The sequence below is a fragment of the Pedococcus sp. NPDC057267 genome, assembly GCF_042668795.1.
Taxonomy (GTDB): domain Bacteria; phylum Actinomycetota; class Actinomycetes; order Actinomycetales; family Dermatophilaceae; genus Pedococcus.
The window spans coordinates 1-10,265 of the sequence record NZ_JBHUYG010000124.1 but is presented as its reverse complement, the minus strand read 5'-3'; the positions used below and the strand labels follow the sequence as shown (position 1 = coordinate 10,265).

Annotated in this window: 19 protein-coding genes and 2 pseudogenes; all 21 read left to right on the top strand. The window is 68.7% G+C overall.

What is annotated here, in order from left to right; translation table 11 throughout:
• The first annotated feature begins 386 nt into the window (after window positions 1–386).
• The 21 genes and pseudogenes from rpsJ (at window position 387) to rplO (ending at window position 10,224) form a co-directional block, all read left to right on the top strand.
• Entirely contained in the window at window positions 387–695 is a 309-nt protein-coding gene (gene rpsJ / locus ACFUC1_RS18830; protein ID WP_009775966.1) for a 30S ribosomal protein S10, read from the top strand.
• Between the two features lie 10 nt (window positions 696–705).
• Window positions 706–1,362, top strand: a complete 657-nt coding sequence (gene rplC / locus ACFUC1_RS18825; RefSeq protein WP_316008214.1) for a 50S ribosomal protein L3 — start codon at window positions 706–708, stop codon at window positions 1,360–1,362.
• 5 nt (window positions 1,363–1,367) lie between these two features.
• A pseudogene (gene rplD / locus ACFUC1_RS18820) lies at window positions 1,368–1,991 on the top strand (50S ribosomal protein L4); the annotation flags it as partial.
• Between the two features lie 146 nt (window positions 1,992–2,137).
• Window positions 2,138–2,443: a 50S ribosomal protein L23 gene (rplW, locus tag ACFUC1_RS18815; RefSeq protein ID WP_316008213.1), complete on the top strand. Its 306-nt coding sequence runs from the start codon at window positions 2,138–2,140 to the stop codon at window positions 2,441–2,443.
• Between the two features lie 35 nt (window positions 2,444–2,478).
• Window positions 2,479–3,315, top strand: coding sequence for a 50S ribosomal protein L2 (rplB, locus tag ACFUC1_RS18810; protein WP_310154209.1), 837 nt, complete (start codon window positions 2,479–2,481; stop codon window positions 3,313–3,315).
• Window positions 3,316–3,330: 15 nt separating this feature from the next.
• Window positions 3,331–3,612: a 30S ribosomal protein S19 gene (gene rpsS, locus ACFUC1_RS18805; RefSeq protein WP_310154212.1), complete on the top strand. Its 282-nt coding sequence runs from the start codon at window positions 3,331–3,333 to the stop codon at window positions 3,610–3,612.
• Window positions 3,613–3,644: 32 nt separating this feature from the next.
• Window positions 3,645–4,013, top strand: a complete 369-nt coding sequence (gene rplV / locus ACFUC1_RS18800) for a 50S ribosomal protein L22 (protein WP_379122530.1) — start codon at window positions 3,645–3,647, stop codon at window positions 4,011–4,013.
• Complete coding sequence (gene rpsC, locus ACFUC1_RS18795; protein WP_310154216.1) at window positions 4,013–4,834, top strand: 30S ribosomal protein S3; 822 nt, start codon at window positions 4,013–4,015, stop codon at window positions 4,832–4,834. The genes rplV and rpsC overlap by 1 nt, the downstream gene beginning before the upstream one ends.
• Before the next feature lie 5 nt (window positions 4,835–4,839).
• Window positions 4,840–5,259 (top strand): 50S ribosomal protein L16, encoded by a 420-nt coding sequence (gene rplP / locus ACFUC1_RS18790; protein ID WP_056883301.1) that lies wholly within the window; start codon window positions 4,840–4,842, stop codon window positions 5,257–5,259.
• Window positions 5,259–5,471: pseudogene (gene rpmC, locus ACFUC1_RS18785) on the top strand (50S ribosomal protein L29); the annotation flags it as partial. The gene rplP and the pseudogene rpmC, both read left to right, overlap by 1 nt.
• A gap of 32 nt (window positions 5,472–5,503) precedes the next feature.
• Window positions 5,504–5,794, top strand: a complete 291-nt coding sequence (gene rpsQ, locus ACFUC1_RS18780; RefSeq protein ID WP_310154222.1) for a 30S ribosomal protein S17 — start codon at window positions 5,504–5,506, stop codon at window positions 5,792–5,794.
• 136 nt (window positions 5,795–5,930) lie between these two features.
• A complete protein-coding gene (rplN, locus tag ACFUC1_RS18775; protein ID WP_310154225.1) occupies window positions 5,931–6,299 on the top strand; it encodes a 50S ribosomal protein L14 in 369 nt (122 codons plus the stop codon).
• Between the two features lie 15 nt (window positions 6,300–6,314).
• Window positions 6,315–6,653, top strand: coding sequence for a 50S ribosomal protein L24 (gene rplX / locus ACFUC1_RS18770; protein ID WP_379122525.1), 339 nt, complete (start codon window positions 6,315–6,317; stop codon window positions 6,651–6,653).
• Window positions 6,654–6,658: 5 nt separating this feature from the next.
• Window positions 6,659–7,228 carry a 50S ribosomal protein L5 gene (gene rplE / locus ACFUC1_RS18765; protein ID WP_310154231.1) on the top strand — a complete coding sequence of 190 codons (570 nt, stop codon included), beginning with the start codon at window positions 6,659–6,661 and terminating at the stop codon, window positions 7,226–7,228.
• Between the two features lies 1 nt (window position 7,229).
• Window positions 7,230–7,415, top strand: a complete 186-nt coding sequence (locus ACFUC1_RS18760; protein WP_310154234.1) for a type Z 30S ribosomal protein S14 — start codon at window positions 7,230–7,232, stop codon at window positions 7,413–7,415.
• Between the two features lie 90 nt (window positions 7,416–7,505).
• Complete coding sequence (rpsH, locus tag ACFUC1_RS18755; protein ID WP_310154238.1) at window positions 7,506–7,904, top strand: 30S ribosomal protein S8; 399 nt, start codon at window positions 7,506–7,508, stop codon at window positions 7,902–7,904.
• Window positions 7,905–7,915: 11 nt separating this feature from the next.
• Window positions 7,916–8,452, top strand: a complete 537-nt coding sequence (rplF, locus tag ACFUC1_RS18750) for a 50S ribosomal protein L6 (RefSeq protein ID WP_379122522.1) — start codon at window positions 7,916–7,918, stop codon at window positions 8,450–8,452.
• 3 nt (window positions 8,453–8,455) lie between these two features.
• Window positions 8,456–8,830 (top strand): 50S ribosomal protein L18, encoded by a 375-nt coding sequence (gene rplR, locus ACFUC1_RS18745; RefSeq protein ID WP_316008208.1) that lies wholly within the window; start codon window positions 8,456–8,458, stop codon window positions 8,828–8,830.
• A gap of 43 nt (window positions 8,831–8,873) precedes the next feature.
• Window positions 8,874–9,524, top strand: coding sequence for a 30S ribosomal protein S5 (rpsE, locus tag ACFUC1_RS18740; RefSeq protein ID WP_310154247.1), 651 nt, complete (start codon window positions 8,874–8,876; stop codon window positions 9,522–9,524).
• Entirely contained in the window at window positions 9,524–9,706 is a 183-nt protein-coding gene (gene rpmD / locus ACFUC1_RS18735; protein WP_020143226.1) for a 50S ribosomal protein L30, read from the top strand. Before rpsE ends, rpmD begins: the two co-directional genes overlap by 1 nt.
• A 2-nt stretch (window positions 9,707–9,708) precedes the next feature.
• The gene (rplO, locus tag ACFUC1_RS18730; RefSeq protein ID WP_379122519.1) at window positions 9,709–10,224 is read left to right on the top strand and encodes a 50S ribosomal protein L15; all 516 of its coding nucleotides are present in this window, start codon (window positions 9,709–9,711) and stop codon (window positions 10,222–10,224) included.
• The last annotated feature ends 41 nt before the right edge of the window (window positions 10,225–10,265 follow it).

Here is a 10,265-nt window from a genome sequence, read left to right as displayed (position 1 = left end):
TCGTCGCGCCCGCGCGGGCACGGCATACGCTGGCGGGCGAGGGGCACGACGCGCCACGGGTGCCGGTATGCCGGGTGCCCCCGGGCCGATTTGGTAGGTCGCGGGGGGCTCTGGCACACTGGACCGGTTGCTTGACGCGCGTCGCCGACCCATGTCGGTGGTGCCACCCCCGGTGACACACCTCGAACCGGCTCCACGACGTGGGCAGGGGCGACACTCCAGGGAAGCGCAAGCCCCGGCTCCGCCGGACATCTGACAAAACCGTACGACACGGGGAGACCCATGTCGTCGGACCGTGGAACGGGTGCGACACACCCGACCGCGGGGGTCGGGGTCCGTGAGCCGGCCACATGCAAGCTGTACGGCGAGAGAGAGACGTAACGGAGATGGCGGGACAGAAGATCCGCATCCGACTGAAGTCGTATGACCACGAGGTCATCGACAACTCGGCGCGCAAGATTGTCGACACGGTGACCCGTGCCGGTGCGACGGTGGTCGGCCCTGTGCCGCTGCCCACGGAGAAGAACGTCTTCGTGGTCATCCGTTCGCCCCACAAGTACAAGGACAGCCGCGAGCACTTCGAGATGCGCACCCACAAGCGCCTCATCGACATCATCGACCCGACGCCCAAGGCCGTCGACTCGCTGATGCGCCTCGACCTCCCGGCTGACGTCAACATCGAGATCAAGCTCTGAGGCTGACGACATGACCACCACTGCTACCAAGACCGTGAAGGGCGTCCTGGGCACCAAGCTCGGCATGACCCAGGTGTGGGACGCCGACAACCGGCTCGTCCCCGTCACCGTCATCCAGGCCGGTCCCTGCGTCGTGACCCAGGTCCGCGACGCCGACACCGACGGCTACGCCGCGGTCCAGATCGGCTTCGGCGCGATCGACCCCCGCAAGGTGACCAAGCCGCTCACCGGCCACTTCGAGAAGGCCGGCGTGACGCCGCGTCGCCACCTCGTCGAGCTCCGCACCGCCGACGCCGCCGAGTACACGCTCGGCCAGGAGGTCACGGTCGAGAGCTTCGAGGCGGGCCAGGACATCGACGTCACCGGCACCACCAAGGGCAAGGGCTTCGCCGGTGTCATGAAGCGTCACGGCTTCAAGGGCGTGTCCGCCTCGCACGGTGCGCACCGCAACCACCGCAAGCCGGGCTCGATCGGTGGCTGCGCCACCCCGGGCCGTGTCTTCAAGGGCATGCGCATGGCCGGCCGCATGGGCGGCGTGCGCCAGACCACCCAGAACCTGCAGATCCACGCCGTGGACGCCGAGAAGGGCCTGCTGCTCGTCAAGGGCGCCGTCCCCGGCCCCCGTGGCGGCGTGGTCCTCGTCCGCTCGGCCGCGAAGGGAGCCTGACCCACATGGCTACCAAGACCGTTGCCGCTGACCTGCCCGCCGAGATCTTCGACGTCCAGGTCAACGTGCCGCTGATCCACCAGGTCGTCGTCGCGCAGATGGCTGCCGCCCGCCAGGGCACGCACGCCACCAAGACGCGCGGCGAGGTCCGTGGTGGTGGCAAGAAGCCGTACCGCCAGAAGGGCACCGGCCGCGCCCGCCAGGGCTCGACCCGTGCGCCGCAGTTCGCCGGCGGTGGCACCGTCCACGGCCCGCAGCCGCGCGACTACAGCCAGCGGACCCCCAAGAAGATGAAGGCCGCCGCCCTGCGTGGCGCCCTCTCCGACCGGGCCCGCCACGACCGCGTCCACGTGGTCGAGTCGCTGGTCACCGGTGACGCCCCGTCCACCAAGGACGCCGTGGCCCTGCTCGCCGGCCTGACCACGCGCACCAACCTGCTCGTCGTGCTCGACCGCAGCGACATCGTGTCGCTGAAGTCGGTGCGCAACGTCGAGGGCGTGCACGTGCTCGCGGCCGACCAGCTCAACACCTACGACGTGCTGTGCGCCGACGAGGTCGTCTTCACCAAGGCCGCCCTCGACGCGTTCGTGAACGGTGCCCAGCCGGTCGGTGGCGTCGAGGCCGAGGTCGTCGTGACCGAGGCCGTCGCCGAGGCGCCCGCCGAGAAGCCGGCGGAGAAGCCGGCGGCCAAGAAGGCTCCCGCCAAGAAGGCCGCCGCCAAGAAGGCCACCGCCACCAAGGCCGCCGAGGCCGAGGCGGCTGAGGAGGAGACGAAGTGAGCACCCTCGCTGCTGGCAAGGACCCGCGCGACATCCTGATCGCGCCCGTGGTGTCGGAGAAGTCGTACTCGCTGCTCGACCAGGGCAAGTACACCTTCATCGTCGACCCGCGCGCGAACAAGACCGAGATCAAGATCGCCGTCGAGCGCGTCTTCGGCGTCAAGGTCGACTCCGTCCACACCCTCAACCGCCCCGGCAAGACCCGCCGCACGCGGTTCGGCATCGGCAAGCGCAAGGACACCAAGCGTGCGATCGTCACCCTCCGCGAGGGCTCGATCGACATCTTCGGTGCCGGCGCCTGACGGGAACGCTGAAGAGACGTAAGGAACTTCGAAACATGGGTATCCGCAAGTACAAGCCGACGACGCCCGGGCGTCGTGGCTCCAGCGTTGCCGACTTCGTCGAGGTCACTCGCTCCACGCCGGAGAAGTCGCTGGTCCGCCCCCTGAGCAAGTCCGGCGGCCGCAACAGCAACGGCCGGATCACGACCCGCCACATCGGTGGTGGCCACAAGCGCGCCTACCGCGTCATCGACTTCCGTCGCCATGACAAGGACGGCGTGCCGGCCAAGGTCGCTCACATCGAGTACGACCCCAACCGCACCGCCCGCATCGCGCTGCTGCACTACGCCGACGGCGAGAAGCGCTACATCCTGGCCCCCCGCGGCCTGGAGCAGGGCATGGCGATCGAGAACGGCCCCGGCGCCGACATCAAGCCCGGCAACAGCCTGCCGCTGCGCAACATCCCGACCGGTACGGTCATCCACGCCGTCGAGCTCAAGCCCGGTGGCGGCGCGAAGATCGCCCGCTCCGCCGGTGTGCGCGTCCAGCTCGTCGCCAAGGACGGCCCGTACGCCCAGCTGCGCATGCCGTCCGGTGAGATCCGCAACGTCGACCTGCGCTGCCGCGCGACGGTCGGCGAGGTCGGCAACGCCGAGCAGTCGAACATCAACTGGGGCAAGGCCGGCCGCATGCGCTGGAAGGGCAAGCGCCCGACCGTCCGCGGTGTCGCCATGAACCCGGTGGACCACCCGCACGGTGGTGGTGAGGGCAAGACCTCCGGTGGTCGCCACCCGGTCAGCCCGTGGGGCCAGGCCGAGGGCCGGACCCGCCGCCCCGGCAAGCCGAGCGACAAGATGATCGTCCGTCGCCGCCGTACTGGCAAGAAGCGCTGATAGGAGCCTGGAAACATGCCTCGCAGTCTGAAGAAGGGCCCCTTCATCGACGACCACCTCCAGAAGAAGGTGGACGCCCAGAACGAAGCGGGTTCCAAGAACGTCATCAAGACCTGGTCCCGTCGGTCGGTCATCTCGCCCGACATGCTGGGCCACACCTTCGCCGTGCACGACGGCCGCAAGCACGTCCCGGTGTTCGTCACCGAGTCGATGGTCGGCCACAAGCTCGGTGAGTTCGCGCCGACCCGCACGTTCAAGGGTCACGTGAAGGAAGACAAGAAGGGGCGTCGTCGCTGATGGCCGCCTCCACTGAGAACAAGGACAACGTGATGGAAGCCAAGGCCGTCGCGCGCCACGTGCGCGTCACGCCGATGAAGGCCCGCCGCATGGTCGACCTCATCCGTGGCCAGCAGGTCACCGAGGCCGTCGCGGTGCTCACCTTCGCGCCGCAGTCCGCGTCCGACCCGGTGAAGAAGGTGCTCGAGAGCGCCGTCGCCAACGCCCGGGTCAAGGCGGACAGGGCGTCGGAGGCGTTCGACGAGCGCAACCTCGTCGTCAGCGCTGCCTTCGTGGACGAGGGCCCGACGATGAAGCGGTTCCGCCCGCGCGCCCAGGGCCGCGCGGCCCGCATCAACAAGCGCACCAGCCACATCACCGTGGTCGTCACGCCGAAGACCACCAAGGGAGGCACCCGCTAATGGGCCAGAAGGTCAACCCGCACGGCTTCCGCCTCGGCATCACCACCGAGCACAAGAGCCGCTGGTTCGCTGACTCCACCAAGGAGGGCCAGCGCTACCGCGACTACGTCAAGGAGGACGTGGCGATCCGCAAGCTCATGTCCGAGGGCATGGAGCGGGCCGGCATCTCCCGCGTCGAGATCGAGCGCACCCGTGACCGCGTCCGCGTGGACATCCACACGGCGCGCCCGGGCATCGTCATCGGTCGCCGTGGCGCCGAGGCCGACCGCATCCGCGGCGAGCTCGAGAAGCTCACGGGCAAGCAGGTGCAGCTGAACATCCTCGAGGTGAAGAACCCCGAGATCGACGCCCAGCTGGTCGCCCAGGGCATCGCCGAGCAGCTCTCGGCCCGTGTCTCCTTCCGTCGCGCGATGCGCAAGGGCATGCAGTCCGCCACCCGCGCCGGCGCCAAGGGCATCCGTGTCCAGGTGTCCGGTCGCCTCGGCGGCGCCGAGATGTCCCGCACCGAGTTCTACCGCGAGGGCCGCGTGCCGCTGCACACCCTCCGCGCGAACATCGACTACGGCTTCTACGAGGCCCGCACCACCTTCGGCCGCATCGGCGTGAAGGTGTGGATCTACAAGGGTGACGTCACCGCTCGCGAGCTGGCCCAGCAGCAGGCTGCCGCCCCGCGTCCGAGCCGTGGCCCGCGCCGCGACGGCGCCGACCGTCCCGCCCGCGCCCGCCGCGAGCGGACCGAGGCCCCGGCCGCCACCGAGACGACCGCCGCCGAGGCGACCGCCCCCGAGGCGAGCGCTCCGGCTGCCACTGAGGAGGCCTGACCGCCATGCTGATTCCTCGTCGAGTCAAGCACCGCAAGCAGCACCACCCGGGTCGCTCGGGCGCTGCCAAGGGCGGCACCAAGATCGCGTTCGGCGACTACGGCATCCAGGCCCTCGAGCCCGCCTACGTCACCAACCGCCAGATCGAGTCCGCTCGTATCGCCATGACGCGGTACATGAAGCGTGGCGGAAAGGTGTGGATCAACATCTACCCCGACCGTCCGCTGACCAAGAAGCCTGCCGAGACCCGCATGGGTTCCGGTAAGGGTTCCCCCGAGTGGTGGATCGCCAACATCAAGCCCGGCCGCGTCATGTTCGAGGTCTCGGGTGTCTCCGAGGAGGTGGCCCGAGAGGCCATGCGTCTGGCGATGCACAAGCTCCCGATGAAGTGCCGCTTCGTTCGGCGTGAGGGTGGTGACATCTGATGGCAGTCGGATCCAAGGACCTGACGTCGGAGAACCTGCGTGGGTTCGACGACGACCGCCTGGTCGACGAGCTGCGCAAGGCCAAGGAGGAGCTGTTCAACCTCCGCTTCCAGTCGGCCACCGGCCAGCTGGACAACCACGGCCGGCTGCGCGCGGTCCGCAAGGACATCGCCCGCATCTACACCGAGCTGCGTGAGCGCGAGCTCGGGATCGGACAGGCTCCGGCCACCACGGAGGAGTCGGCATGAGCGAGAACGTGAAGGATGAGGCCGTGACGGCGACGGACCGCAACTACCGCAAGACCCGCCAGGGTTACGTGGTGAGCGACAAGATGGACAAGACCGTCGTGGTCGAGGTCGAGGACCGCGTGAAGCACGCGCTCTACGGCAAGGTCATGCGTCGCTCGAGCAAGGTCAAGGCGCACGACGAGCAGAACTCGGCGGGCATCGGCGACCGGGTCCTGATCATGGAGACCCGCCCGCTGTCGGCCACCAAGCGCTGGCGCGTCGTCGAGATCCTCGAGAAGGCCAAGTAAGCACCTGCGGGTCAGCCCGCATCCCCGGCCCGCGCGGCGCCCCTCCCCGAGGGGCGGCCGCGGGACCGGACCAGACCACCACAGTTCGGCCAGGCTCATCCGCGGATGAGAACCAGCTCGACGACAGGAGTGAGAAGTGATCCAGCAGGAGTCGCGACTGCGCGTCGCCGACAACACCGGTGCCAAGGAGATCCTGTGCATCCGTGTTCTCGGTGGCTCGGGTCGTCGTTACGCCGGCATCGGTGACGTCATCGTCGCCGCCGTCAAGGACGCCATCCCCGGCGGCAACGTCAAGAAGGGTGACGTCGTCAAGGCGGTCATCGTGCGCACCACCAAGGAGCGCCGGCGGCCGGACGGCAGCTACATCAAGTTCGACGAGAACGCTGCCGTCATCCTCAAGGGCGACGGCGACCCCCGTGGCACCCGCATCTTCGGCCCCGTGGGCCGCGAGCTGCGCGACAAGAAGTTCATGAAGATCATCTCGCTGGCGCCGGAGGTGCTCTGAGCCATGGTTGCAAAGATGAAGATCAAGAAGGGCGACCTCGTCCAGGTCCTCACGGGCAAGGACAAGGCCAAGCAGGGCAAGGTCATCGCCGTGTACCCCGAGACCCAGCGCGTGCTGGTCGAGGGCGTCAACCGCGTGACCCGCCACACCAAGGCCGGCCAGACCGCTCGCGGCAGCCGCACCGGTGGCCTGGTCGTCCAGGAGGCCGCGATCCACGTGAGCAACGTGGCGATCGTCGACCCGTCCGAGAAGAAGCCGACCCGGGTCAAGACCCGCGTCGAGACAGTCGAGCGTGGCGGCCGCGAGAAGGCCAGCCGCACCCGTGTCGCGGTGCGCTCGGGCAAGGACCTGTGAGGAACATGACTGACACCATCGCCGAGAAGTCGGCCCCGCGCCTGAAGACGCGCTACACCGACGAGATCAAGGGCCAGCTGCTCGAGCAGTTCGGCTACGCGAACGTCATGCAGGTGCCGGGCGTCGTCAAGGTCGTCGTCAACATGGGTGTGGGCGACGCCGCCAAGGACGCCAAGCTCATCGAGGGCGCGATCCGCGACCTGTCCGCCATCACGGGGCAGAAGCCGATCGTCACCAAGGCCCGCAAGTCGATCGCGCAGTTCAAGCTGCGCGAGGGCATGCCGATCGGCGCGCACACCACGCTGCGCGGCGACCGCATGTGGGAGTTCCTGGACCGCCTCGTGTCCGTGGCCCTGCCCCGCATCCGCGACTTCCGTGGCCTGTCGCCGAAGCAGTTCGACGGCAAGGGCAACTACACCTTCGGCCTGACCGAGCAGTCGATGTTCCACGAGATCGACCAGGACCGGATCGACCGCGTGCGTGGCATGGACATCACCGTGGTGACCACGGCCACCAACGACGACGAGGGCCGCGCTCTGCTCAAGGCGCTCGGCTTCCCCTTCAAGGAGAACTGACATGGCGAAGACCGCCCTGATCAACAAGGCCAACAAGAAGCCGAAGTTCAAGGTTCGCGCCTACACGCGCTGCCAGCGCTGCGGCCGCCCGCACTCGGTGTACCGCAAGTTCGGCCTCTGCCGTGTCTGCCTCCGGGAGATGGCCCACCGCGGCGAGCTCCCCGGCGTGACCAAGAGCTCCTGGTAAGACCCCACCCCATCCACGAATTTCTTCTACATCGAAGGTCGCTGCGCGACAGGCGCAGTGAAACCGCGGTGAGAGAGGGCGGAGAAGCCCATGACCATGACTGACCCGATTGCGGACATGTTGACCCGCGTCCGGAACGCCAACTCGGCGCACCACGACGCAGTCTCCATGCCGTTCTCCAAGCTCAAGTCCCACATCGCCGAGATCCTGCAGGCCGAGGGCTACATCGCCGGCTGGAAGGTCGAGGACGCCGAGGTCGGCAAGACGCTGACCATCGAGCTGAAGTACGGCCCGAACCGCGAGCGCTCCATCGCTGGCGTGCGCCGTGTCTCCAAGCCCGGCCTGCGCGTCTACGCCAAGTCGACGAACCTGCCCAAGGTCCTCGGCGGCCTCGGTGTGGCCATCATTTCCACCTCGTCTGGCCTCCTCACGGACCGCCAGGCCGCGACCAAGGGTGTGGGCGGGGAAGTCCTCGCCTACGTCTGGTAAGGGGATTCGACATGTCGCGAATCGGACGACTCCCGGTCGCCATCCCGAGCGGTGTCGACATCACCATCGACGGCCAGGCCGTCACGGTGAAGGGCCCCAAGGGTGAGCTCAGCCACGTCGTGGCCGAGCCCATCACGGTCGAGCAGGCCGACGGCACCGTGGAGGTGAAGCGCCCCAACGACGAGCGCCAGTCCCGTGCCCTGCACGGCCTGACCCGCTCGCTCATCAACAACATGGTGCTCGGTGTGACCGAGGGCTACGAGAAGAAGATGGAGATCCACGGCACGGGTTACCGCGTGGCCAACAAGGGCGGGAACCTCGAGTTCGCGCTCGGCTACAGCCACCCGATCACCGTGGAGGCCCCCGAGGGCATCTCCTTCGCCGTCGAGAACCCGACCCGTTTCTCGGTCCAGGGCATCGACAAGCAGCTGGTTGGCGAGGTTGCCGCGAACATCCGCAAGCTGCGCAAGCCCGACCCGTACAAGGGCAAGGGCGTGCGGTACGCGGGCGAGCACATCCGTCGCAAGGTCGGAAAGGCTGGTAAGTAAGCCATGGCAATGACCGTCAAGCGAGCCAAGGGCAAGTCCGCTGCACGCGGACGTCGTCACCTGCGCCTGCGCAAGAAGGTGTCCGGCACCACGGCGCGTCCGCGCCTGGTCGTGTCGCGCTCCTCGCGCCACGTCTTCGTGCAGATCGTCGACGACACGGTCGGCAAGACCGTCGCGTCGGCGTCCACGATGGAGGCGGACCTGCGCACCTTCGAGGGCGACAAGACCGCCAAGGCGCGCAAGGTCGGCGAGCTCCTCGCCGAGCGCGCCAAGAGCGCCGGCGTCGAGGCCGTCGTCTTCGACCGGGGTGGCAACCGCTACCACGGCCGGGTCGCCGCGATCGCCGAGGGCGCCCGCGAGGGTGGGCTGGCCCTGTGATGACCGCCAAGAACACCGCAACCGTTGAGATGAGGAACATCTGATGCCCGGACCCCAGCGTCGAGGCACTGGCGCCGCCGGCGGCGACAACCGCGGCGAGCGCGGCGACCGCCGTGGCGGCCGCGACAACCGCCGCGACGGCGGTCGCGACCAGGCCGAGAAGAGCCAGTACGTCGAGCGCGTCGTGACCATCAACCGCGTTGCCAAGGTCGTCAAGGGTGGCCGCCGCTTCAGCTTCACCGCCCTCGTGGTGGTGGGTGACGGCGACGGCACCGTGGGTGTCGGCTACGGCAAGGCCAAGGAGGTCCCCGCCGCGATCGCCAAGGGTGTCGAGGAGGCCAAGAAGCAGTTCTTCAAGGTCCCGCGCATCCAGGGCACCATCCCGCACCCCGTCCAGGGTGAGGCCGCCGCGGGCGTCGTCATGCTCCGCCCCGCCGCTCCCGGTACCGGTGTCATCGCCGGTGGTCCGGTGCGTGCGGTCCTGGAGTGCGCCGGCATCCACGACGTGCTGTCCAAGTCCCTGGGCTCGGACAACGCCATCAACATCGTCCACGCGACGGTCGAGGCCCTGCGTGGCCTCGAGCGCCCCGAGGCCGTGGCCGCCCGCCGTGGCCTGCCGGTCGACCAGGTCGCCCCGGCTGCCATGCTGCGCGCCCAGGCCGCCGGCCGCGAGGCCGCGAAGGCTGGTGCGTGATGGCTCGTCTGAAGGTGACCCAGACCCGTTCCGAGATCGGTGGCAAGCAGAACCAGCGCGACACCCTGCGCAGCCTCGGTCTGAAGCGCATTGGCGACGTCGTCGTCAAGGAGGACCGTCCCGAGATCCGCGGGATGGTCAAGACGGTGACCCACCTGGTCTCCGTCGAGGAGGTTGACTGACCATGGCCGAGAAGAAGGCCACTGCGAAGAAGCCCGCCGCCAGGGCTGCGGCTCCCGAGGCCAAGGCCTCGGAGGGCTCGGCCCTCAAGCTGCACCACCTGCGTCCGGCCCCCGGCGCCAAGACCGCCAAGACCCGCGTGGGTCGTGGTGAGGGCTCCAAGGGCAAGACCGCCGGTCGTGGCACCAAGGGCACCAAGGCCCGCTACCAGGTGCCCGAGCGGTTCGAGGGTGGCTCCATGCCGCTGCACATGCGGCTGCCGAAGCTGCGCGGTTTCAAGAACCCGTTCAAGGTGGAGTACCAGGTCGTCAACCTCGACCGCCTCTCCGCCCTCTACCCCCAGGGTGGCGACGTGACCGTCGACGACCTCGTGGCCAAGGGCGCCGTCCGTGACGGCTACCCGGTCAAGGTGCTCGGCACCGGCGAGATCGCCGTCAAGGTCGCCGTGACCGTCGACGCGGTCTCGGCGAGCGCCAAGGAGAAGATCGAGGCCGCCGGCGGCTCGGTCGCCTCCGCCTGACGTCTCCGCACCACGACGTATGCCGCGGGCTCACTTCTTCG

Excerpts from the sequence above, each read along its gene's own strand:
- rplR (WP_316008208.1), top strand. The coding sequence starts at position 8,456 with ATGGCAATGACCGTCAAGCGAGCCAAGGGCAAGTCCGCTGCACGCGGA.
- rpsJ (WP_009775966.1), top strand. The coding sequence starts at position 387 with ATGGCGGGACAGAAGATCCGCATCCGACTGAAGTCGTATGACCACGAG.
- rplE (WP_310154231.1), top strand. The coding sequence starts at position 6,659 with ATGACTGACACCATCGCCGAGAAGTCGGCCCCGCGCCTGAAGACGCGC.
- rplF (WP_379122522.1), top strand. The coding sequence starts at position 7,916 with ATGTCGCGAATCGGACGACTCCCGGTCGCCATCCCGAGCGGTGTCGAC.
- rpmD (WP_020143226.1), top strand. The coding sequence starts at position 9,524 with ATGGCTCGTCTGAAGGTGACCCAGACCCGTTCCGAGATCGGTGGCAAG.
- rplC (WP_316008214.1), top strand. The coding sequence starts at position 706 with ATGACCACCACTGCTACCAAGACCGTGAAGGGCGTCCTGGGCACCAAG.
- rpsC (WP_310154216.1), top strand. The coding sequence starts at position 4,013 with ATGGGCCAGAAGGTCAACCCGCACGGCTTCCGCCTCGGCATCACCACC.
- rplX (WP_379122525.1), top strand. The coding sequence starts at position 6,315 with ATGAAGATCAAGAAGGGCGACCTCGTCCAGGTCCTCACGGGCAAGGAC.
- rpsH (WP_310154238.1), top strand. The coding sequence starts at position 7,506 with ATGACCATGACTGACCCGATTGCGGACATGTTGACCCGCGTCCGGAAC.
- rplP (WP_056883301.1), top strand. The coding sequence starts at position 4,840 with ATGCTGATTCCTCGTCGAGTCAAGCACCGCAAGCAGCACCACCCGGGT.
- rplO (WP_379122519.1), top strand. The coding sequence starts at position 9,709 with ATGGCCGAGAAGAAGGCCACTGCGAAGAAGCCCGCCGCCAGGGCTGCG.
- rplB (WP_310154209.1), top strand. The coding sequence starts at position 2,479 with ATGGGTATCCGCAAGTACAAGCCGACGACGCCCGGGCGTCGTGGCTCC.
- rpsS (WP_310154212.1), top strand. The coding sequence starts at position 3,331 with ATGCCTCGCAGTCTGAAGAAGGGCCCCTTCATCGACGACCACCTCCAG.
- rplV (WP_379122530.1), top strand. The coding sequence starts at position 3,645 with ATGGAAGCCAAGGCCGTCGCGCGCCACGTGCGCGTCACGCCGATGAAG.
- ACFUC1_RS18760 (WP_310154234.1), top strand. The coding sequence starts at position 7,230 with ATGGCGAAGACCGCCCTGATCAACAAGGCCAACAAGAAGCCGAAGTTC.
- rpsE (WP_310154247.1), top strand. The coding sequence starts at position 8,874 with ATGCCCGGACCCCAGCGTCGAGGCACTGGCGCCGCCGGCGGCGACAAC.
- rpsQ (WP_310154222.1), top strand. The coding sequence starts at position 5,504 with ATGAGCGAGAACGTGAAGGATGAGGCCGTGACGGCGACGGACCGCAAC.